Source organism: Mycobacterium sp. NPDC049093, assembly GCF_040704635.1.
Lineage (GTDB): Bacteria > Actinomycetota > Actinomycetes > Mycobacteriales > Mycobacteriaceae > Mycobacterium.
The window spans coordinates 229,284-250,963 of the sequence record NZ_JBEZJS010000003.1 but is presented as its reverse complement, the minus strand read 5'-3'; the positions used below and the strand labels follow the sequence as shown (position 1 = coordinate 250,963).

At 67.0% G+C, this 21,680-nt stretch carries 17 protein-coding genes; 14 read left to right on the top strand and 3 right to left on the bottom strand.

The features are described from left to right. Window positions 1-9 precede the first annotated feature (9 nt). The 3 genes from AB0876_RS11645 to AB0876_RS11635 are packed head-to-tail and all read left to right on the top strand — an operon-like array spanning window position 10 to window position 3,249. A complete protein-coding gene (locus AB0876_RS11645) occupies window positions 10-567 on the top strand; it encodes a hypothetical protein (RefSeq protein ID WP_526042039.1) in 558 nt (185 codons plus the stop codon). 50 nt (window positions 568-617) lie between these two features. Beyond that, window positions 618-2,264, top strand: a complete 1,647-nt coding sequence (locus AB0876_RS11640; protein ID WP_491839165.1) for an N-6 DNA methylase — start codon at window positions 618-620, stop codon at window positions 2,262-2,264. Beyond that, the gene (locus tag AB0876_RS11635; RefSeq protein WP_491839166.1) at window positions 2,254-3,249 is read left to right on the top strand and encodes a hypothetical protein; all 996 of its coding nucleotides are present in this window, start codon (window positions 2,254-2,256) and stop codon (window positions 3,247-3,249) included. Before AB0876_RS11640 ends, AB0876_RS11635 begins: the two co-directional genes overlap by 11 nt. Before the next feature lie 6 nt (window positions 3,250-3,255). On the opposite strand, the gene AB0876_RS11630 is transcribed toward AB0876_RS11635, so the two are convergent. Both AB0876_RS11630 and AB0876_RS11625 read right to left on the bottom strand, forming a co-directional pair. After that, window positions 3,256-4,053, bottom strand: a complete 798-nt coding sequence (locus AB0876_RS11630) for an ABC transporter ATP-binding protein (RefSeq protein WP_526042038.1) — start codon at window positions 4,051-4,053, stop codon at window positions 3,256-3,258. Further along, on the bottom strand, window positions 4,050-4,721 hold the full coding sequence (locus AB0876_RS11625; RefSeq protein ID WP_491839168.1) for a FadR/GntR family transcriptional regulator: 672 nt from the start codon (window positions 4,719-4,721) through the stop codon (window positions 4,050-4,052). Before AB0876_RS11625 ends, AB0876_RS11630 begins: the two co-directional genes overlap by 4 nt. A gap of 156 nt (window positions 4,722-4,877) precedes the next feature. Between AB0876_RS11625 and AB0876_RS11620 the strand changes: the two genes are divergently transcribed. Next, window positions 4,878-6,626 (top strand): 2-isopropylmalate synthase, encoded by a 1,749-nt coding sequence (locus AB0876_RS11620; protein ID WP_526042037.1) that lies wholly within the window; start codon window positions 4,878-4,880, stop codon window positions 6,624-6,626. On the opposite strand, the gene AB0876_RS11615 is transcribed toward AB0876_RS11620, so the two are convergent. Continuing rightward, window positions 6,613-7,068: a peroxiredoxin gene (locus AB0876_RS11615; RefSeq protein ID WP_526042336.1), complete on the bottom strand. Its 456-nt coding sequence runs from the start codon at window positions 7,066-7,068 to the stop codon at window positions 6,613-6,615. The two genes, AB0876_RS11620 and AB0876_RS11615, sit on opposite strands and share 14 nt — an antisense overlap. Before the next feature lie 71 nt (window positions 7,069-7,139). On the opposite strand from AB0876_RS11615, the gene AB0876_RS11610 reads away from it, so the two are divergent. From AB0876_RS11610 to gltD, 10 genes are all read left to right on the top strand, one after another. Continuing rightward, entirely contained in the window at window positions 7,140-8,669 is a 1,530-nt protein-coding gene (locus AB0876_RS11610; protein WP_526042036.1) for an anthranilate synthase component I, read from the top strand. Then, a complete protein-coding gene (locus tag AB0876_RS11605; protein WP_526042035.1) occupies window positions 8,666-9,298 on the top strand; it encodes a TIGR02234 family membrane protein in 633 nt (210 codons plus the stop codon). The genes AB0876_RS11610 and AB0876_RS11605 overlap by 4 nt, the downstream gene beginning before the upstream one ends. A gap of 83 nt (window positions 9,299-9,381) precedes the next feature. Further along, on the top strand, window positions 9,382-10,200 hold the full coding sequence (gene trpC / locus AB0876_RS11600) for an indole-3-glycerol phosphate synthase TrpC (RefSeq protein ID WP_055113911.1): 819 nt from the start codon (window positions 9,382-9,384) through the stop codon (window positions 10,198-10,200). Between the two features lie 37 nt (window positions 10,201-10,237). Beyond that, window positions 10,238-11,503: a tryptophan synthase subunit beta gene (gene trpB / locus AB0876_RS11595; RefSeq protein ID WP_526042034.1), complete on the top strand. Its 1,266-nt coding sequence runs from the start codon at window positions 10,238-10,240 to the stop codon at window positions 11,501-11,503. Continuing rightward, window positions 11,500-12,288 carry a tryptophan synthase subunit alpha gene (gene trpA / locus AB0876_RS11590; RefSeq protein ID WP_526042033.1) on the top strand — a complete coding sequence of 263 codons (789 nt, stop codon included), beginning with the start codon at window positions 11,500-11,502 and terminating at the stop codon, window positions 12,286-12,288. The genes trpB and trpA overlap by 4 nt, the downstream gene beginning before the upstream one ends. Further along, the gene (lgt, locus tag AB0876_RS11585; protein WP_526042032.1) at window positions 12,285-14,681 is read left to right on the top strand and encodes a prolipoprotein diacylglyceryl transferase; all 2,397 of its coding nucleotides are present in this window, start codon (window positions 12,285-12,287) and stop codon (window positions 14,679-14,681) included. Before trpA ends, lgt begins: the two co-directional genes overlap by 4 nt. A 26-nt stretch (window positions 14,682-14,707) precedes the next feature. Next, entirely contained in the window at window positions 14,708-15,106 is a 399-nt protein-coding gene (locus AB0876_RS11580; protein ID WP_491839174.1) for a TM2 domain-containing protein, read from the top strand. Further along, complete coding sequence (locus AB0876_RS11575; RefSeq protein ID WP_491839175.1) at window positions 15,096-15,509, top strand: DUF2752 domain-containing protein; 414 nt, start codon at window positions 15,096-15,098, stop codon at window positions 15,507-15,509. The genes AB0876_RS11580 and AB0876_RS11575 overlap by 11 nt, the downstream gene beginning before the upstream one ends. 85 nt (window positions 15,510-15,594) lie before the next feature. Then, window positions 15,595-20,163, top strand: a complete 4,569-nt coding sequence (gene gltB, locus AB0876_RS11570) for a glutamate synthase large subunit (RefSeq protein ID WP_526042031.1) — start codon at window positions 15,595-15,597, stop codon at window positions 20,161-20,163. After that, window positions 20,156-21,658 carry a glutamate synthase small subunit gene (gltD, locus tag AB0876_RS11565; RefSeq protein ID WP_526042030.1) on the top strand — a complete coding sequence of 501 codons (1,503 nt, stop codon included), beginning with the start codon at window positions 20,156-20,158 and terminating at the stop codon, window positions 21,656-21,658. Before gltB ends, gltD begins: the two co-directional genes overlap by 8 nt. Window positions 21,659-21,680 lie beyond the last annotated feature (22 nt).

Genomic DNA, 21,680 nt, shown 5'->3' with positions numbered 1-21,680 from the left:
CGTGGAGCGATGGGAGATTGGTCGCAGTCACTGGTTGATGTCGAGGTGTCCGCCGAGGACGCACCCGAGTTGGGTGCCCGCCTGACCCGGTGGCTCATCGACACCGGGGTGATCAGTGCCGAGCAAACCGACTGCGTACTCGGGACGCCACTCGGTCACCCACCCGGACCGAAGTATGGCCACGCCATCGGCGGCACCGAACCGGCACCGGTGCTCTGGACGAACGGAGCTGCCATCGGCGTCGGCCGGGTGGTGTCTTACAGCTATGAGCCTGAAGTATTGACTTGCCGGCCCTGCGGGCACCGGGAGTTGCCGGCACCGGATGGTCAGAATTGGCAGGCGGCATTCGCTGCCATCGGTGATTGGGCGGATGGTGGTGTCGGTGCGATGCCGTGCCCGTCCTGTGGTGCGGCCAACGACGTCAACGGGTGGGACTGGGAGCCGACCTGGGGATTCGGCCTGCTGACCATGGAAGTCTGGAATTGGAATCCGTTGGCGCCCGAGTTCATCGCCGAGGTCAGCAGATTTCTCGGGCACCGGGTCGTCTACACCAACTTCAAACTCTGAGCGGGCGTTGCGGTCATCGGCTTGTCGGTGCGGTATCGCACAATAACGGGGTGACTGACAGCGCTGGGCCGGCCCACGGCGATTCTGCCGAAGCCCGCAAAGCGCGCGGTGCGTTCTTCACACCGGCTCAGATCACCGATTACCTCGCCCAATGGGCCGTGCGTTCCGCCGATGAGCGCGTCCTGGAGCCCTCGGCCGGAGACGCCGCGTTCCTGGTGGCCGCTACTCGCCGGCTCCAGCAGCTCGATGTCGAGCATCCCGAACTCGACGGCATCGAGATTCACCGGAGCAGCGCCACCACCGCGCGCCGCCGCGTCAGCGAGGCCGGGGGACGGGCCCGCATAAAGACATCTGACTTCTTCGATGTCGAGCCGCGTGCTGAGTACACCGCGGTGATCGGCAATCCGCCCTACATCCGCTACCAGGATTTCCGGGGTGCCACCCGGGCGCAGTCGCGCCGGGCCGCGCTCAAGGCCGGGGTGACGTTGTCGGGACTGGCCTCGAGCTGGGCCGCGTTCACCGTGCACGCTGCGTTGTTCCTGCAGCCGGGAGGACGCCTGGCCCTGGTGCTGCCCGCGGAGCTGCTGAGTGTCAACTATGCGGCGGCGGTGCGGAAGTTTCTGTTCGACCGGTTCGCCAGCGTCGAGTTGGTGATGTTCGACGAGCAGGTGTTTCCCGAGGCCGAAGCCGATGTGGTGCTGCTGCTGGCCGACGGCTATGGCGGCGGCCCGACCAGCCACGCCGTCATCCACCGGGCTCGCAACGCCAGTTCCTTGACATCTGAACTGGCACAACGTCGTTGGTCACCGCGCGATCCGGCCGACAAATGGGTCAGTGGACTGATCGGCAACGCACCGGTCGACGCGCTTCACGGTCTGCACGACGCGGGTCACTTCTCCATGCTGGAAACCTGGGGTGACACGACGCTGGGCATGGTGACCGGCAACAACGGCTTCTTCGCGCTGTCCCCGGGCCGCGTACGTGAACTCGGTCTGCGCGGTAGCGACCTGTTGCCGTTGTCCCCGCCGGGCAGTGCGCATCTGCGCGGCCTGACGCTGACCGCCGAGCAACTGGCCAAGCTGGGGGAGGACGGCCGGTCCATCCACCTGTTTCGGCCGGCCGGGCAGCCATCGGCCGCCGCGCAGCGCTACATCGATGCCGGGCATGCGGCAGGCGTGCATCTGGCCTACAAATGCCGGGTGCGTCAGCCTTGGTATCTGGTGCCGCTCGTGAACCCGGCCGACCTGCTGTTGACCTGTATGAACGCCGACACCCCGCGGCTGGTCAGCAACCGGGCCAAGGCGCATCATCTCAACTCGGTGCACGGTGTGTATCTGCGCGACGGGCTGCGCACGTTGGGGCGCGACCTGCTCGGGTTGGCCGCGTTGAACTCGGTGACGGTGCTGCATGCCGAAATCGTCGGCCGTTCCTACGGCGGCGGCATCCTCAAGATCGAACCCCGTGAGGCCGACCGTTGGCTCGTGCCCTCACCCGATCTGGTGGCCGGCCGCGCCGATGAGTTGCGAGCCATCAGACGGCGCGTCGGATCGCTGCTGGAGCGCGGCCGTTTGCTCGACGCGACGCGCACCGTCGACGACGCATTGGGGTTGCCGGCCCAGATCGTCTTGGAACCTGTTCGGACGGCGCGCGATTCATTGGCGACCCGTCGGACGGTAAGGTCTCGGCGTGCCCGCTGAACCGTCGACCAAGGCCACGGCGTGGGCCATCTTCGATCGCATCGTGGCCGACGCCGCACCCGGCGGTGTGCACACCAATCCGTGGGTGCGCAGCGCGGGCGCACTGACCTTCGTTCCCGATTTCCGGGTGCTGCGCAAGCTTCTCGGTGTCCCGCTGTTCCTGGACGCGCCGTCCACCACCGGCGTTCCGGCGCTGGCACTGGATGTGTGGCTGGCCTACGAGCTGCGCCGCGCCGGATTCGATCCGGATGCGGTGTGGCCCCGAGCGACGGATCCGCGGATCATGCCCAGCGCTATCTCCAATCTGCTTGAGGCGCTGCCGCAGAAGGAACGCCACCTCATCGAGCAACGGCTCAAGCGGTCGATGAAAGGCGTTGCCGCGTCGAGTGCCAGCGTGCTGGGCAAGCACTACATGAAACAGGTCGACGTGGTGATGTCGGACTGGGATACCGGTCCGGAGTTGCTGATCAGTACCAAACGTATGGATTCCAGCTTCGGCAAGAATGCCGCAAACCGGGTCGAGGAAAGTTACGGCGACGCCAAGAATCTGCGCCTGCGCCACCCGCTTTCGGCGCTCGGATTCGTCTACGGCCTGCGGTCGACGATCCTGAGCACCGAGCCGGACAAGGCCGAGTGGCTCATCGATCTGCTGGGCAAGCTCGGCACCGAGGACGACGCCTACCACGCGGTGGCACTGGTGATGATCGACTACGACTCTGAGGTGGCCGAGTCCGCGGACGAGGAAGTCGACAGCATCGAAAAAGCCGAGCCGGATGCGTTGTTCGAGATCGTCGACGTCGCCACGGCAGCCGTCGACGAGGCGCTGGCGGCACTGCCCGACATCGCGATCCGGCATGACGCGGTGCCGCCCGAGCTCCAACCTTCGCGCTTTCTGGCGACCATGGTCAACCGCGTCATCGACACCACACCGGTGACCCGGCATCGTGAGGCCCGCCGGCGTCGCAATACGCCGGCCGACGCCTGAGCAGCCCTACAGCACCCGCGAGCTGGCCTTGGCCCGCGCACTCCACCGGCCGTCCTGATACCCCACCACCACGGGGTGCTCGAAAGCTTCGCTGACGTGTTCGGTGTTGACGACGTCGCGGGCCGCGCCGCTGGCCACCGTACGGCCGTGGGCGATCAACAGCGCGTGCGTGGTACTGGTGGGCAGCTCCTCGAGGTGGTGGGTGACCAGGATCGAGGCCATGTCCGGGTGCGAGTCATCCAGGGTGTCAAGGGCTTCCAGTAACTGCTCGCGGGCCGCGACGTCCAGACCGGTAGTGGGTTCGTCGAGCAGGAGCAGCTGTGGATCGGCGATCAATGCCCGTGCGATCAAGGTGCGGCCGCGCTCGCCCTGGGACAGCGTGGGCCAGATCGCGTCGGCCCGCGCCGACAGCCCCACGGTGTCGATCAGTTCCTCGGCCCGGCGGGCCTGCTCTGCGGTCGGCGTCCAGTGCGCGGCGATGTCGATCGTGGCGGTGATGCCGGTGAGCACCACCTCGCGCACGGTCAACGGGTATTGCAGCCGATGCCGGGGATTCACGTGGCCGATGGAGCGGCGCAGCACGGCCAGGTCGGTGCGGCCCATCTGGCCGCCGAGCACGTGCACGGTGCCTGAGGTCGGAAAGGTCACGGCGGCACAGAAACCCAGCAGCGTGCTCTTGCCGGCGCCATTGGGGCCCAGTAGCGCCCAGTGCTCACCGGATTGCACCGTCAGGGAGATGCCGTCGATGATCTGCTTGCCGTCGCGGCGGAACGTCACATCGGCGATGTCGAGGACCGGGGTCATGCGAAAGACTCCTTCAATGAGCTCAAATGGGTTCTGCTGGCCGCCGCAGCGGCCTCGGGATCTCGGGCGACGATCGCGTCGGCCAACTGCTGATGCAGATCGTGATCGCAGGGTTCGGACGCGATCGGCCGGATCTTGAGCATGTCGATCATCGCCAGCCGCAGCCGCGGCAGGAAGGCATCGAACAACTGGATCAGCACCTCGTTGTGGGACGCGGCGATCACCGTGCGGTGAAACGCCATGTCCGCGTCGACGTGGTCGGGTACCGACTGTCCGGTGACCCCGCGGGCAGCCAGGGTGCGACGGATCGCGCGCAGATCGGCTGGGGTACGCCGGGCCGCGGCGAGCGCGGCGGCTTCGGCCTCGATGGCGATGCGTGCCTCGATGACCGAGACGATGGTGGCCCGGCGCAGCACGGTATCCCAGTCTTCGGCGGCGTCGAGTGCCGTGACGAATACGCCGGCACCCTGGCGGCTCTCCAACACGCCCTTGCCGGACAGTTCGCGGATGGCTTCGCGCAGGGTGGAGCGGCCTACGCCGAGCTGTGCGGCCAGGGTCGTCTCGCCCGGAAGCCGATGTCCGAGTGGCCATTCGCCCTGGCGGATGCGCGTCAGCAGAAGCTGGGCGGTCTGGGCCGCCAGCGGGTGACGCTGAACTTGGGACGTCATCGAAACCTGTCTACTTGTCTGAGGAGTTGTGTATAGTCTACCCATCATGACGCGCGCCCTCCTCCTTAGCCGCCGCGGCGGGGCCTGAATCGACCGGCCCCCTGCCGTGGGGCTGTGTCGCGCCGGTCGAACTCCAATCCGACCGAAGGCACCCTCATGACCACTTTCGTATTTCCCACCATCAACACCCCGGCCGGCGAGATCCCGGCCACTGCACCGGCCTGGAATCGGCAGCGGCACTCGCAAATGCCGTCGCACCGTTACGCCAGTGTCTATGACCGTGTCGAAGTTCCACTGGCTCAACGTGATTGGCCCACCGCCCGGATCGAACGCGCGCCCCTGTGGGTGCCGGTGGATCTGCGTGACGGCAATCAGGCGCTGGCCGAGCCGATGGACCCGGCCCGCAAGCGCCGCTTCTTCGAGCTGCTGGTGGCCATGGGCTACAAGGAGATCGAGGTCGGGTATCCGTCCGCCTCGCAGACCGATTTCGACTTCGTCCGACTGCTGGCCGAGTCCGACATCGCCCCGCCGGATGTCACCATCGTCGTGTTCGTCCCGGCGCGCCGCGACCTGATCCAACGAACCGTGGACTCGGTGCGCGGCATCAGCAACGACGTCGTCATCCACATGTACACCGCGACCGCTCCGACCTGGCGCGATGTCGTGCTGGGCAAGGCCAGAGGCGAGCTGAGCCAGCTCATCTATGCCGGTGCGCGTGACGTCCTCGAGTTCACCGACGATATTCCGAACGTGCGGTTCGAGTTCTCCCCGGAGGTGTTCAACCTCACCGAGCCCGACTACGTACTGGAGTTGTGCGACGCGGTCACCGAACTGTGGCACGCCACCCCGGGACGCCCGGTCATCCTGAACCTGCCGGCCACCGTCGAGATCGCCACCCCGAACGTCTATGCCGACCAGATCGAGTACATGCATCGCAACCTGACCCGCCGCGACAGCGTCATCCTCTCGGTGCATCCGCACAACGACCGGGGAACCGGCATCGCCTGCGCCGAGCTCGCGGTGCTGGCCGGTGCGCAGCGGGTGGAGGGCTGCGTCTTCGGCAACGGCGAACGCACCGGCAACGTCGACATCGCCACCCTGGCGCTGAATCTGCATGCCCAGGGTGTGGATCCGATGATCGACTTCTCCGACATCGACGAGATCGCGCGCACGGTCAGCCACTGCACCCGCATGCCGATCCACGAACGCCATCCCTATGTCGGGGACATGGTGCACACCGCGTTCTCCGGGACTCACCAGGATGCGATCAAGAAGGGCTTCGCCGAACATCGCCGGCGGGCCGCGGACACCGGACAGCCGGAAAACGAAATCGATTGGCGGGTACCGTATCTGCCGATCGATCCGGCCGACATCGGCCGCACCTATGACGCGGTGATCAGGGTGAACTCCCAGTCCGGCAAGGGTGGCATCGCCTATCTGCTGGCCACGGATTACGGGCTGGAGCTGCCTCGTCGGCTGCAGATCGACTTCGCCCGTCACGTCCAGGCCCACACCGACGAAAGCGGCGCGGAGGTGACTGCCGCCGAACTGTTCGACCTGTTCGAGGCGACCTATCTGGAGCCGACCGGGCCGGTGCAACTCAAGGACTGGCACACCGGCGGCGACGGCGCGGCCGCGGTCACCGACCTGACGTTGGTGTCCGACGGCGGCACGGTCACCAGCAGCCATCGCGGCATCGGCCCGGTGGATGCACTGCGGGCCGCGCTCGCCGAGATCGGCCATCCGGTCGAGGTGTTGAGCCTGACCCAACAGTCGATCGGCAGCACCGCCGTCAGCTACCTGGAGTACCGGTCGCCCAGTCGCACCGGATGGGCGTGCGGGCGCAGCGATTCGGTGCTCGCAGCGTCGATGGCGGCGGTGCTGCGGGCGGTCAACGCGCCTTGAGCACTTCCAGTGCCTTGTCGGCGTGGGAGTCCATGCTGATCTCGCTGGCAATCACCGCGAGCACGGTGCGGTCGGTATCGATGACGAACGTGGTCCGCTTGACCGGCATGAGCTTGCCGAGCAGGCCACGCTTCACCCCGAACTGGGCCGCCACCTTGCCGTCGGCATCCGAGAGCAACGGATAGTCGAAACTCTGGATGTCGGCGAACTTGGCCTGCTTGGCGACGGGGTCAGTGCTGATGCCGACCCGGTTCGCCCCGGCGGCGGCGAACTCGCCGGCCAGATCCCGGAAGTGACAGGCCTCCTTGGTGCACCCCGGCGTCATCGCCGCCGGGTAGAAGAACAGCACCACGGGGCCGTCGGCGAGCAGGCTCGTCAGGCTGCGAATCGTGCCGGTCTGGTCGGGGAGCTCGAAGTCGGGAACGGTGTCACCGGTCCTGATCTGTGTCATGGTCGCTCACGCTACGCCGTCTGCATGCCGGTCCTGCTCGGTCGATCTGGGAGGATTGGTCTGTGCAAACCACCCCCGACAGCCTCACCCGCACCACATCGCGCGAGGATTTCCGGGCACTGGCCGCCGAGCACCGCGTGGTCCCGGTGACCCGCAAGGTGCTGGCCGACAGCGAGACGCCGTTGTCGGCGTACCGCAAGCTCGCCGCCAACCGTCCCGGAACGTTCCTGCTGGAATCGGCCGAGAACGGTCGCTCGTGGTCGCGTTGGTCGTTCATCGGCGCCGGTGCCCCCTCGGCCCTGACGGTCCGCGACGACCAGGCGGTGTGGCTGGGCACGGCCCCCAAGGACGCGCCCAGCGGTGGCGAGCCGCTGGCGGCGTTGCGGGCCACCCTGGATCTGCTGCAGACCGAGGCCGTGCCGGATCTGCCGCCGCTGTCCTCGGGGCTCGTGGGTTACTTCGCCTACGACATGGTGCGCCGGCTGGAACGGCTGCCCGAGCTCACCGTGGACGATCTGGGCCTGCCGGACATGGTGCTGCTGCTGGCGACCGACATCGCCGCCGTCGATCACCACGAGGGCACCATCACCCTGATCGCCAACGCGGTGAACTGGAACGGCACCGACGAGCGCGTCGACGAGGCCTACGACGATGCGGTGCGACGCCTGGACGTCATGACCGCTGCACTGGGCCAGCCGCTGTCTTCCTCGGTGGCGACGTTCAGTCGCCCCGCACCCGATCATCGCGCACAGCGCACGGTGGAGGAGTACACCGCGATCGTCGAGAAGCTCGTCGGCGACATCGAGGCCGGCGAAGCCTTCCAGGTGGTGCCGTCGCAACGGTTCGAAATGGATACCGCCGCCGACCCGATCGACGTCTACCGGATGCTGCGGGTGACGAATCCGAGCCCGTACATGTACCTGCTCAATGTCCCCGATGCCGATGGCGGACTGGACTTTTCGGTCGTCGGCTCCAGTCCCGAGGCGCTGGTCACGGTGAAGGACGGCCGGGCCACCACCCATCCGATCGCGGGAACGCGGTGGCGCGGCAACACAGAGGAAGAAGACGTGCTGCTCGAGAAGGAGCTGCTGTCCGACGAGAAGGAACGTGCCGAGCACCTGATGCTGGTCGACCTCGGCCGTAACGACCTGGGGCGGGTGTGCCGCCCGGGCACCGTGCGGGTCGAGGACTACAGCCACATCGAGCGCTACAGCCACGTGATGCACCTGGTGTCCACGGTGACCGGGGAGTTGGCGGAGGGCAAGGTCGCGCTCGACGCGGTGACGGCCTGCTTCCCGGCCGGCACCCTGTCGGGGGCACCCAAGGTCCGGGCCATGGAGTTGATCGAGGAGGTCGAGATGACCCGGCGCGGCCTGTACGGCGGCGTGCTGGGTTACCTGGACTTCGCGGGCAACGCCGACTTCGCGATCGCCATCCGCACCGCACTGATGCGTGACGGCACGGCCTACGTGCAGGCCGGCGGGGGAGTCGTGGCCGATTCCAACGGCCCTTACGAGTACAACGAGTCTGCGAACAAGGCCAAAGCCGTGCTCAACGCCATCGCCGCCGCCGACACACTGGCCGAGCCGTGACACGGGTGGCGCAGGCGCTGTTGGTCGTCGCGGCGGTGCTGCTGTGGGTCGCCTCGCGGATGACCTGGGTCTCGGTGACATCGTTCGACGGGCTCGGGCAGCCCAAGACCACGGCGTTGACGGGCGCATCCTGGTCGACGGCGTTGATCCCGCTGGCGTTGCTGGTGCTGGCGGCCGCGGTAGCGGCGCTGGCCGTGCACGGCTGGGCGCTGCGGCTGCTGGCCCTGCTGATCGCCGCCGCCAGCGCCGGCATGGGGTACCTGGGGATCAGCCTGTGGGTGATCAAGGATGTGGCGCAGCGGGCCGCTGACCTGGCAGTCGTTCCCGTCTCCCAGTTGACCGCAGCCGGGGGCGGAACCAGTCGGTCCTACGGGGGCGCGGTGCTCACCCTGGTGGCAGCGGGGTGTGCACTGGTCGGCGCGGTGCTGCTGATGCGGTCGGCCAACAGCGCGAGGCGTGGCACTGCGACCCGCTACGCGGCACCGGCGGCGCGGCGGGAGGCAGCCAGGGGCGACGGCGGTGATGAGCCGATGTCGGAGCGAATGTTGTGGGACGCGCTGGACGAAGGTCACGATCCGACCGGTGACGGCAGTGATGGCGGCAGTGATCCGGACAGTAAGGGCCGGTGAATGGTGAAGGTGTGGCGACGGCTACCCTTCCAGGGAGGGCAACCGGGACCGGCCCGGAGGCACCAGAAAGGAACCGACGGGCGATGAGTTCGGCCACAGTGCTCGACTCCATTATCGAGGGAGTCCGCGCCGACGTTGCCGCCCGCGAGGCCGTTATCAGCTTGGCTGATATCAAGGCGCGGGCCCAGGAAGCACCGGCGCCACTGAACGTGATGGCCGCCTTGCGGGAACCGGGTATTGCCGTGATCGCCGAGGTGAAGCGTGCGAGCCCGTCCCGAGGTGAGTTGGCCAATATCGCCGATCCGGCGCAGTTGGCGCAGGCCTACGAGGCCGGCGGTGCCCGGGTGATCAGCGTGCTCACCGAGCAGCGCAGGTTCAACGGCTCACTCGACGATCTGGACGCGGTGCGGGCGGCAGTGTCAATTCCGGTGCTGCGCAAGGACTTCATCGTCAAGCCGTACCAAATCCATGAGGCGCGGGCGCACGGCGCCGATCTGTTGCTGCTCATCGTGGCGGCGCTGGAGCAGTCGGTGTTGGAATCGCTTTTGGAGCGCACGGAATCCCTCGGCATGACCGCGCTCGTCGAGGTGCACACCGAAGAGGAGGCCGACCGGGCGTTGCAGGCCGGGGCCAAGTTGATCGGTGTCAACGCCCGCGACCTCAAGACGCTGGAAGTCGACCGTGACTGCTTCGCCCGGATCGCGCCGGGGCTGCCCTCCGATGTCATCCGCGTCGCGGAGTCCGGGGTCCGTGGAACCGCTGACCTCCTGGCGTACGCCGGCGCGGGTGCCGATGCCGTGCTGGTCGGTGAAGGTCTGGTGACCAGCGGGGATCCCCGCAGCGCGGTCGCCGATCTGGTCACTGCCGGTACGCACCCGTCCTGCCCGAAACCGGCTCGCTGAACCAGTCAATGAGCCGCTTGTACGAAAAGACACTTTGATGGCGGATCTCGCGGGGCCCGAGTTGCCCCGTACCAGCGCTGGCGTTGCCGAACCCACCGTTCACGATCCCGACGCATTGGGACATTTCGGTTCCTACGGCGGTCGGTTGGTTCCCGAGGCGCTGATGGCGGTGATCGAAGAGGTCACCGCGGCCTACGAGAAGTCGCGCGGCGACCAAGCCTTTCTCGACGAACTCGACCGGTTGCAGCGTCATTACAGCGGTCGGCCGTCCCCGCTGTACGAGGCGACCCGACTGTCCGAGTATGCCGGTGGTGCACGCCTCTTCCTCAAGCGAGAAGACCTGAACCACACCGGTTCTCACAAGATCAACAACGTTCTGGGCCAGGCACTGCTGGCGCGGCAGATGGGCAAGACGCGCGTTATCGCCGAGACCGGAGCCGGGCAGCACGGGGTGGCCACCGCCACCGCATGTGCCCTGCTCGGACTGGAATGCATCATTTACATGGGCGCGGTGGACACTGCCCGCCAGGCGCTCAACGTCGCCCGGATGCGCTTGCTCGGCGCCACCGTCGTCTCGGTCGAGGCCGGGTCCAAGACGCTCAAGGACGCGATCAACGAGGCGTTCCGGGACTGGGTCACCAACGCCGACGACACCTATTACTGCTTCGGGACGGCGGCAGGCCCGCATCCGTTCCCGCTGATGGTGCGGGATTTCCAGCGCATCATCGGCATGGAGGCCAGGGCGCAGATCCTCGATCAGGCCGGCCGGTTGCCCGACGCGGTCACCGCGTGCGTCGGCGGCGGCTCGAACGCCATCGGTGTGTTCCACGCCTTCATCGACGACCCCGCGGTGCGGTTGGTCGGTTTCGAGGCCGCGGGCGACGGTGTCGAGACGGGTCGGCACGCCGCGACCTTCACCGGTGGCTCGCCTGGTGCGTTCCAGGGATCGTTCTCCTACCTGTTGCAGGACGAGGACGGTCAGACGATCGAATCGCACTCCATCTCGGCCGGTTTGGACTACCCGGGCGTCGGGCCCGAGCATGCATTCCTCAAAGACATCGGCCGCGCCGAGTACCGTCCCGTCACCGATACCGAGGCGATGGACGCGTTCTCGTTGCTGTGCCGCCGCGAGGGCATCATCCCAGCGATCGAGTCGGCGCACGCGGTGGCCGGTGCGCTCGAGTTGGGCCCTGAACTGGGCAGCGGAGCGATCATCGTGGTGAACTTGTCCGGGCGTGGCGACAAGGACGTTGAGACGGCGGCCAAGTGGTTCGGACTGCTCGATGAGGGGAGCGCGGGATGAGCCGGCTGGCGGAGTTGTTCGACGGCTGCCGCGCCGAGGGTCGTGCCGCGCTGATCGGGTACCTGCCGACCGGGTTCCCGGACGTTCAGACGTCGATCGCGGCGATGACGGCGATGGTCGAATCCGGTTGTGATCTCGTGGAAGTCGGCGTGCCGTACTCGGATCCGGGAATGGACGGGCCGACGATCGCGGCCGCCACCGAGGCGGCGCTGGCCGGCGGGGTTCGGGTGCGCGACACCCTCGCGGCGGTCGAGGCGATCGGCAACGCCGGCGGCCGCGCCGTGGTGATGACGTACTGGAACCCGGTGTTGCGCAAGGGCGTTGACACGTTTGCCCGCGACCTGGCCTCTGCCGGTGGCTACGGGTTGATCACCCCGGACCTGATCCCCGAGGAAGCCGTCGATTGGATCGCGGCATCGGAGGAACACAACTTGGACCGGATCTTCCTGGTCGCCCCGTCCTCGACGCCAGAGCGGCTCGCGGCGACGGTGAACGCTTCACGCGGCTTTGTCTATGCCGCATCGACCATGGGTGTCACCGGCGCACGCGACGTGGTCTCGAACGCGGCGCCGGAGTTGGTGCGCCGCGTCAAGGAAGTCTCCGACATTCCCGTCGGAGTGGGGTTGGGTGTGCGCTCGGGAGCGCAGGCGGCCGAGATCGGCGCCTACGCCGACGGCGTCATCGTCGGGTCGGCACTGGTGTCGGCCCTGAGTGAGGGGTTGGACGCAGTCCGGCGCCTCACCGAAGAACTGGCCAACGGCGTTAGGCAGAGGATTTCAGCTTGACCACTACCGTGCTCGCGTACTTGCCCAGCCCGTCACAGGGCGTCTGGCATTTGGGCCCGGTGCCGATACGCGCGTATGCGCTGTGCATCATCGTCGGCATCATCGCAGCGCTGGTGATAGGTGACCGGCGTTGGCAGGCGCGGGGCGGACAAGCCGGCGTCATCTACGACATCGCCTTGTGGGCAGTGCCGTTCGGGCTTGTCGGCGGCCGGCTCTACCACGTCATGACGGACTGGCCCACGTATTTCGGGCCCACCGGCAAGGGCCTCGGTGCGGCATTCCAGGTTTGGCAGGGCGGTCTGGGAATCTGGGGCGCCGTCGCGCTGGGCGGTGTCGGAGCCTGGATCGGTTGCCGGGCGCACGGGATACCGCTGCCGGCCTTCGGGGACGCGATCGCGCCCGGAATCATCTTGGCCCAGGCCATCGGGCGGCTCGGAAACTACTTCAACCAAGAACTCTTCGGCGGCGACACCACGCTGCCGTGGGGCCTGGAGATCTACAAGCGGCTGAATGCGGCCGGCGTGCCCGACGATCTCAATGGCGTGTCCACCGGCGAGGTCATCAAGGTCGTACATCCGACCTTCCTCTACGAATTGCTGTGGAATCTACTGGTTTTCGCGCTACTGATCTGGGCGGACCGGAAATTCAAGCTCGGTCACGGTCGTCTGTTCGCGCTGTATGTGGCCGGTTACTGTGCGGGCCGTTTCCTGGTCGAATTGATGCGCAGCGACCCGGCGACCGAATTCGCCGGTATCCGCGTCAACACCTTCACCTCGACGTTCGTGTTCATCGGCGCCGTTGTCTACATCATGCTGGCGACCAAGGGGCGGGAAGACCCGGCGACCCTGGTGGGTAAGCGCGATGACGACGAGGACGAAACCACGGTCGACGAACTCGGCAAGGAGCTGGTCGCCGCCGCGGCGGGTACCGGTGTCGTCGCGGCCGCAGTTGTGGCGGGTCAGGACGACGACGAAGATGCCGACCACATGCATCCGGACGAGGTCGGCGCCAGTGAGGACGACGGCGCCGAAGCTGCCGCGGCCATCGAACTGAAGGGGATCGCGGCCGAGCCTGACGAGGACGCCGGCGACGAGGAGTCCGAGGAACTCGAAGACGAGGCGGAAGCCGAAGCTGAGGATGAGGCCGACCAGCTCGAGGACGAGGCGGATCTCGAGGGCGAGGTTGAAGACGCCGAAGACGAGGCGGATCTCGAGGGCGAGGCTGAAGACGCCGAAGCAGAAGCTGGAGCCGTAGAAGCTGAGTCGGACGTCGAAGAAGAGTCCGACGCCGAGGTCGCTGCCGCCGGTGAGTCCACTGAGGAAGACGGTGAGGCTGAAGCCGAGTCCGAGGCCGGGGAAGAAGTTGCGGACGAGGTCGCTGATGACGAGCCCACTGGTGCTGAGGCCGAGGACGATGTCGCCGAGGCTGCCGAGGAGCAGGTCGCCGATCAGGATGCGGTAGCCGAGCCGGACGTCGAAGAAGAGTCTGTGGACGAGGTCACTGCCGCCGATGAGTCCAATGAGGAAGACGGCGAGCCGGAGCTCGAATCTGGGGTAGCCGTCGAGGAGTCGGCTGCTGACGAGACGGCCGACCAGGCTGCTGGCGACGATGAGCCCACTGATGTCGAAGGCGAGGCTGAAGGAGCCGAAGCCGAGTCCGACGTCGAAGAAGCTGATGAAGTCCCCGCTGACGATGAGTCCACCGATGTCGAAGGCGAGCCGGAGCTCGAATCTGGGGTAGCCGCCGAGGAGTCGGCTGCTGACGAGACCGCCGCCGAGGCCGCTGGCGACGATGAGTCCATTGATGTCGAAGGCGAGCCGGAACTGGAATCTGGGGTAGCCGCCGAGGAGTCGGCTGCTGACGAGACGGCCGACGAGGTCGCTGGCGACGATGAGCCCACTGATGGCGAAGGCGAGGCTGAAGAAGCCGAAGCCGAGGTCGAAGAAGAAGCTGCGGACGAAGTCCCCGCTGACGACGAGTCCACTGACGTAGACGACGAGCCGGAACTCGAATCTGAGGTAGCCGCCGAGGAGCCGGCTGCGGACGAGACCACGGAGGACGCCGAAGGCGAGGAAGCGGTAGTCGAGGCGGACACCGACGACGAAGACGCCGACGACGCCCTTCCAACTGAGACCGGTGAGTCCGAGGCGTCGGTGGATGCCGACGAGGTCGACCAGGCGGATGACGCCGGGGGCGAGGCTGAAGAAGGCACCGCGGAGGCAGCCGACGAGCCCGCGACCGACGAAGACGAGACTGCCGAAACGGACGATGGCGATGAGGACGTGTCGGGCGAAACCGGCCCCGAATCACCCGCTGCTGTCGAGCCGTCGGAGCCTTCCGAGACGACCAAGCAGGGTGGTCGGGTGCGTCGCTGGTTCCGCCGTAACCGGTAGGGATCGGGCTCTGGCATCCTGGCTGTATGACTGATCCGTCGCAGTCCGAAGGCTCCTCGGATATCCCGTCGTCGGCCGGCATTCCGCCACCCGCGGGTTATCCGCCACCGCCACCGGGCTACCCGCCCTATCCGCCGGCGTTCGTGGATCCGAGCGCGCCCTTCGGCCGTCATCCGGTCACCGGTGACCCGCTTTCCGACAAGTCGAAGGTTGTGGCCGGGCTGCTGCAATTGGTCGGGCTGTTCGGCTTTGTCGGCCTCGGGCGGATCTACCTGGGACAAACCGGATTGGGCATCGCCCAGTTGATCGTGGGGTTGGCCACCTGCACCATCGGCGCCATCATCTGGGGACTGGTCGATGCAATCCTGATCTTCACCGACAAGGTTCGCGACCCGTACGGGCGTCCACTGCGCGATGGAACCTAGCGGCCTCACCTCCACGACGGCCGGACGATATTCGCTGCTGACGGCCGGAGTGCTCGGGGCTGGTGCGTTGACCTATACCGGTGTGGCGGATCCACACCGTCCCGGGTTTCTGTTTCCTGGCTGCCCGTTCAAGGCTCTGACCGGATTGAACTGTCCGGCCTGTGGCGGGCTGCGGATGACCCATGATCTGCTGCACGGCGACGTGGCTGCGGCAGTGGTCGACAACGTATTCGCCTTGGTCGGTCTGCCTGCTCTGATCGTGTGGATGTTGGTGCGATGGCGGTTGGGCAAGGCGCTGTTCCCGATGCCCGCCGTGGTGACGATCGTGGTCGCGGTTGTGCTGTGGACGGTGGTGCGCAACCTGCCAGGCTTCCCACTGGTCCCGACGTTAAGCGCTCAGTAGTAGCCCACCTGCGCTGATACACTGAAAATTCGGGCCGGTGCAGTCCCGGGACCAGGATGTTCCGGACTTGCGGAGGTGCGACTAGATGCTGTTCTCGGCATTGCCAGATGCGCAGGGGCTCTATGACCCCGCCAATGAGGCCGATTCTTGCGGCGTGGCCATGATCACCGACATTCAGGGCCGCCGCTCCCATGGCATCGTCACTGATGGGCTGACCGCCCTCGAACACCTCGAACACCGCGGTGCCGCCGGGGCCGAGCCCAACAGTGGCGACGGGGCCGGCATCCTGCTGCAGCTGCCGGTCGAACTGCTGACTGACGTGGTCGACTTCGCACTGCCCGCCTCTGCCGCCGACGGCCGCCATAGTTTCGCCGCGGGCATCTGTTTTCTGCCGCAGGACCAGGACGCGCGCAGTGCCGCCCGCGCCCGCATCGAAGCACTGGCCGCTGAGGAAGACCTTGAGGTTCTCGGCTGGCGCGAGGTGCCGGTGGATCCGGACGGCGCCGAGATCGGTTCGACGGCGCTGGGCTGCATGCCCCACATGGCGCAGCTGTTCGTCGCGGCACCAGAGGTCGATGGCAACCGGCTGGGCGGTATCGAGCTGGACCGCAAGGTCTATCCACTGCGCAAGCGCGCCGAACAGGGCCAGGGCGCCGATGCGGTGTATTTCGCGTCGTTGTCCAGCCGGACCATCGTGTACAAGGGCATGCTGACGACAATGCAGCTGCCGCAATACTTTCCGGATCTGCGGGACGAGCGCTGCATGAGCGCGATCGCCATCGTCCACAGTCGCTTCTCCACCAACACTTTTCCGTCGTGGCCGTTGGCGCATCCGTTCCGCTTCGTCGCCCACAACGGCGAGATCAACACCGTGCGCGGTAATCGCAACCGCATGCACGCCCGGGAGGCGCTGTTGGCCAGCGCACGGATTCCCGGTGACCTGAGCCGGTTGTCGCCGATCTGCAGCCCGGACGCCTCTGATTCGGCGTCCTTCGATGAGGTGCTTGAGCTGCTGCACCTGGGCGGGCGTAGCCTGCCGCACGCGGTGCTGATGATGATTCCGGAGGCGTGGCAGAACGCCACCACCATGGACGCCGCGGAGCGCGCATTCTGGAAGTTCCATGCTTCGCTGATGGAACCGTGGGACGGCCCCGCCTGCGTGACGTTCACCGACGGCACCGTGGTGGGGGCAGTACTGGACCGCAACGGTCTGCGGCCGGGACGCTGGTGGCGCACGGTCGACGACCGGGTCATCCTCGCCAGCGAGAGCGGTGTGCTCGACGTGCCGTCGGGCGAGATCGTCGCCAAGGGGCGCCTGCAGCCCGGCAAGATGTTCCTGGTCGACACCGCCGCCGGGCGCATCATCGGAGACGACGAGATCAAGGAGCAGTTGTCGGCCGCCGAACCCTACGGCGAGTGGCTGCATGCCGGTCTGCTCGATCTCGGCACGTTGCCCGAGCGGGCCCGGACCCAGCCGAATCACGACTCGGTGGTGCGCCGTCAGATCGCGTTCGGCTACACGGAGGAGGAACTGCGGATCCTGCTGACGCCGATGGCGGCATCCGGCGGCGAGCCGCTCGGTTCGATGGGGACCGATACCCCCGTCGCGGTGCTCTCGAAGCGCTCACGGCTGCTCTACGACTACTTCGTCGAACTGTTCGCCCAGGTGACGAACCCGCCGTTGGACGCCATCCGCGAGGAGGTGGTCACCTCGATGGCCCGCGTGATGGGGCCCGAGGAGAATCTGCTGGAACCCTCTGCCGCGTCGTGCCGCCAAATCGTCTTGCGCTGGCCGGTTCTGGACAACGACGAGCTGAGCAAGATCGTCCATATCAACGACGACGGTGAGCATCCGGGCCTGCGCACCACCGTGCTGCGTGCGCTCTACGACGTCGAGCGGGGTGGGGAAGGCCTGGCCGAAGCGGTCGACGACCTGCGGTCGAGGGCGAGCGAGGCGATTGCCAAAGGTGCTCGCACCCTGGTGATCTCCGACCGCGATTCCGACCACACCAGGGCTCCGATCCCGTCGCTGCTCGCCGTTTCCGCGGTACACCACCATCTGGTGCGTTCCAAGGAACGCACCAAAGTAGCGCTCGTGGTGGAAAGCGGTGACGCCCGCGAGGTCCATCACATCGCCATGCTCATCGGGTACGGCGCCGCCGCCGTCAACCCGTATCTGGCCTTCGAGTCGATCGAGGACCTCATCCGCGAAGGCGAGCTCACCGGCATCGAAACCGCCACTGCCGTGCGCAATTACGTCAAGGCGCTGGGCAAGGGGGTGGTGAAGGTGATGAGCAAGATGGGTATCTCCACGGTCGCGTCCTACACCGCCGCCCAGGTCTTCGAGGCCATCGGGCTGAGCCGCGACGTCGTCGACGACTACTTCACGGGAACCACCACCCAGCTCGGCGGCGTCGGGGTGGATGTGCTGGCCGAGGAGGTCAAGCTGCGTCACCGGCGCGCCTATCCGGAGAACCCCACCGAGCGGGTGCACCGTCGTCTGGAGGTCGGGGGCGAGTACGCGTTCCGTCGGGAAGGTGAGCTGCATCTGTTCACCCCGGAAGTGGTTTTTCTGCTGCAGCATTCGACCCGGACCGGTCGGCGCGACATTTTCGCCCGCTACTCGGAGGAGGTCGACCGGCTGTCTCGCGAAGGCGGGACCCTGCGTGGGCTGTTCGAGTTCAAGCAGGGACTGCGGCCCCCGGTTCCGCTCGATGAGGTCGAACCGGTCGAGTCGATCGTGACCCGGTTCAACACCGGGGCGATGAGTTACGGCTCCATCTCGGCGGAAGCCCACGAGACCATGGCGATCGCCATGAACAACCTCGGCGGCCGGTCGAACAGCGGTGAAGGTGGTGAGGACGTCGACCGACTGTACGATCCGCGCCGGCGCAGCGCCGTCAAGCAGGTGGCCTCGGGACGCTTCGGTGTCACCAGCGACTATCTGGTGAACGCCACCGACATCCAGATCAAGATGGCCCAGGGCGCCAAACCCGGTGAGGGTGGCCAGCTTCCGGGGTACAAGGTGTATCCCAACATCGCCAAGACCCGGCACTCCACTCCCGGCGTGGGACTGATCTCGCCGCCCCCGCACCACGACATCTACTCGATCGAGGACCTGGCCCAGCTCATCCACGACCTGAAGAACGCCAATGACCAGGCCCGGATCCACGTGAAGCTGGTCAGCAGCGTCGGTGTCGGCACGGTCGCGGCCGGGGTGTCGAAGGCGCATGCCGACGTCGTGTTGATCTCCGGATATGACGGCGGCACGGGCGCGGCACCGTTGACCTCACTCAAGCATGCCGGGGCGCCGTGGGAGATCGGTCTGGCCGACACCCAGCAGACGTTGGTGCTCAACGGTTTGCGTGATCGGATCACCGTGCAGTGCGACGGTGGCATGCGCAGCGCCCGCGATGTGATCGTGGCTGCACTGTTGGGCGCCGAGGAGTTCGGTTTTGCCACCGCGCCGCTGGTGGTGTCGGGCTGCATCATGATGCGGGTCTGTCACCTCGATACCTGCCCGGTCGGTGTGGCCACGCAGAACCCGGAACTGCGGGCGCGGTTCAACGGCAAGCCCGAGTTCGTCGAGAACTTCTTCACCTTCATTGCCGAGGACATCCGCCGGTACCTGGCCGAGTTGGGATTCCGCAGTATCGACGAGGCCGTCGGCCACGCCGAGGTGCTCGACACCGATCCCGGTGTGGCGCACTGGAAGAGCCGTGGGCTGGACCTCAGCCCGATATTCGCATTGCCGACGGATGCCGACGGCGGCACGCTGACCCAGCGGCTGCGGGTGCGCGACCAGGACCACGGACTCGAGCAGGCCCTCGATCAGACGCTCATCCAGCTCGCCGAGGGCGCACTCGAAGATGCGTTGCCGGTTCGCTTGGAACTTCCGGTCCGCAACGTCAACCGCACAGTGGGTACGTTGCTCGGCTCGGAGGTCACCCGGCGTTACGGTGCGGCCGGATTGCCCGACAACACCATTCACGTCACCCTGACCGGGTCGGCCGGCCAGTCGATCGGAGCGTTCCTGCCGCCGGGAGTCACACTCGATCTGATCGGGGATGCCAATGACTATGTGGGCAAGGGGCTTTCCGGCGGCCGGGTGATCGTGCGTCCACCCGACGATGTGCTGTTTCTGCCCGAGGACAACGTCGTCGCCGGGAACACCCTGCTGTACGGGGCCACCTCGGGTGAGGTGTTCTTGCGGGGCCGGGTCGGCGAGCGGTTCTGCGCGCGCAATTCCGGCGCCTTGGCCGTCGTCGAAGGTGTCGGCGACCATGCGTGTGAGTACATGACCGGCGGACGGGTGGTGATCCTGGGTAAGACCGGACGCAACCTGGCTGCCGGCATGTCCGGTGGCATTGCCTTCGTGCTCGGTCTGGACCCGGCCCGGGTCAACACCGAAATGGTGCAGTTGCAGCAGCTCGAAGCCGAAGATCTGGCCTGGCTGCACGATGTGGTGGCCGCCCACGCTCGCCATACCGGCAGCACTCTGGCGTCCTCGATTCTGGCTGACTGGCCAAGGCGCAGCGCGCAATTCACCAAAGTAATGCCCACCGACTACCAGCGTGTCCTGCAGGCGACCCGGATGGCCAAGGCCGAGGGACGCGATGTGGACAGCGCGATCATGGAGGCCAGCCGTGGCTGATCCGAGCGGATTTCTTCGTGTCCCCAAGATCGAGGCGGCCAAGCGCCCCGTCGAGGAACGGGTGGGGGACTGGCGCGAGGTGTACGAGCGCGAGGATCCCAACGCGCGCGCCGGCGAGGTGTCGCAGCAGGCGCGGCGCTGCATGGATTGCGGGATCCCGTTCTGTCATTCCGGCAAGGCGGGCTGCCCGTTGGGCAATCTGATCCCGGAATGGAACGACCTGGTGAGGCGGGGTCGTTGGGATGCGGCCAGTGATCGCCTGCACGCCACCAACAACTTTCCGGAGTTCACCGGACGGCTGTGCCCGGCGCCGTGTGAGGCCGCCTGCGTGCTCTCGATCTCCGAGGAGCAGACCGGCGGCAGCGTGACGATCAAGCGGATCGAGCAGACGATCGCCGACCACGCCTGGATGAACGGCACCGTCGAACCCCAGCCCGCTGCGATCTCCACCGGTAAGAGCGTGGCCGTCGTCGGTTCGGGACCGGCAGGTTTGGCTGCGGCACAACAACTCACCCGTGCCGGCCACGAGGTGACGGTGTACGAGCGTGACAACCGGGTGGGTGGGCTGCTGCGCTACGGGATCCCCGAGTACAAGCTCGAGAAGTCGGTGCTGAATCAGCGTCTGGCCCAGATGCGGGCCGAGGGCACGCGATTCGTCACCGAGTGCGAAGTGGGCGTTGATCTGACCGTCGAGCAGCTGCGTCAGCGTCACCAGGCGGTAGTGCTGGCGGTCGGCGCGCTCCGGGGCCGCGACAACGACGTGCCCGGACGAGAGCTCGACGGCGTGCACCTGGCGATGGAGCATCTGGTGCCGGCCAACCGCGAGTGCGAAGGCGACTCGTCGTCGCCGATCTCGGCGGCGGGCAAGCACGTGGTGATCATCGGTGGCGGTGACACCGGCGCCGACTGCCTGGGTACCGCGCACCGTCAGGGTGCGGCGTCGGTGACGCAGCTCGACTACAACGCCGAGCCGCCCGAGACCCGCGATGACGAACTCTCTCCCTGGCCGACGTGGCCGTTGGTGCTGCGGACCTCTCCGGCACACGCCGAAGGGGGCGCGCGCCGGTTCGAAGTGGCGGTACAACGTTTTCTCGGCGACGACAACGGTCATGTGCGGGCCGTCGAGATCGCCGAGGTTCAGGTGACCCGCGACGCGGAAGGACGGCGCCAGATCACCCCGGTCGGCGAGTCGTTGCAGATTCCCTGCGACCTGGCGCTGTTGGCGATCGGGTTCGAAGGCGTCGAGCACATGGCGCTGCTCGACGGGCTGCACCTGAAACTGACCCGGCGCGGCACCGTGTCGTGCGGTTCGGACTGGCAGACCGAAGCGCCCGGGGTGTTCGTCTGCGGCGATGCCCACCGGGGCGCCTCGCTGGTGGTGTGGGCCATTGCAGAGGGGCGCAGCGCGGCGCACGCGGTGGACGCCTACCTGATGGGTGAGTCGGATCTGCCGTCGCCGGTGAGGCCCGGGACGCTCCCACTAAGCGTCGTCTGAATCGATCAACTAGACTGACATG

Coding starts and splice junctions, on each gene's coding strand:
- gltB (WP_526042031.1), top strand. CDS start 15,595: ATGCTGTTCTCGGCATTGCCAGATGCGCAGGGGCTCTATGACCCCGCC.
- AB0876_RS11645 (WP_526042039.1), top strand. CDS start 10: ATGGGAGATTGGTCGCAGTCACTGGTTGATGTCGAGGTGTCCGCCGAG.
- AB0876_RS11575 (WP_491839175.1), top strand. CDS start 15,096: ATGGAACCTAGCGGCCTCACCTCCACGACGGCCGGACGATATTCGCTG.
- trpC (WP_055113911.1), top strand. CDS start 9,382: ATGAGTTCGGCCACAGTGCTCGACTCCATTATCGAGGGAGTCCGCGCC.
- AB0876_RS11630 (WP_526042038.1), bottom strand. CDS start 4,053: ATGACCCCGGTCCTCGACATCGCCGATGTGACGTTCCGCCGCGACGGC.
- trpB (WP_526042034.1), top strand. CDS start 10,238: ATGGCGGATCTCGCGGGGCCCGAGTTGCCCCGTACCAGCGCTGGCGTT.
- AB0876_RS11625 (WP_491839168.1), bottom strand. CDS start 4,721: ATGACGTCCCAAGTTCAGCGTCACCCGCTGGCGGCCCAGACCGCCCAG.
- trpA (WP_526042033.1), top strand. CDS start 11,500: ATGAGCCGGCTGGCGGAGTTGTTCGACGGCTGCCGCGCCGAGGGTCGT.
- AB0876_RS11580 (WP_491839174.1), top strand. CDS start 14,708: ATGACTGATCCGTCGCAGTCCGAAGGCTCCTCGGATATCCCGTCGTCG.
- AB0876_RS11620 (WP_526042037.1), top strand. CDS start 4,878: ATGACCACTTTCGTATTTCCCACCATCAACACCCCGGCCGGCGAGATC.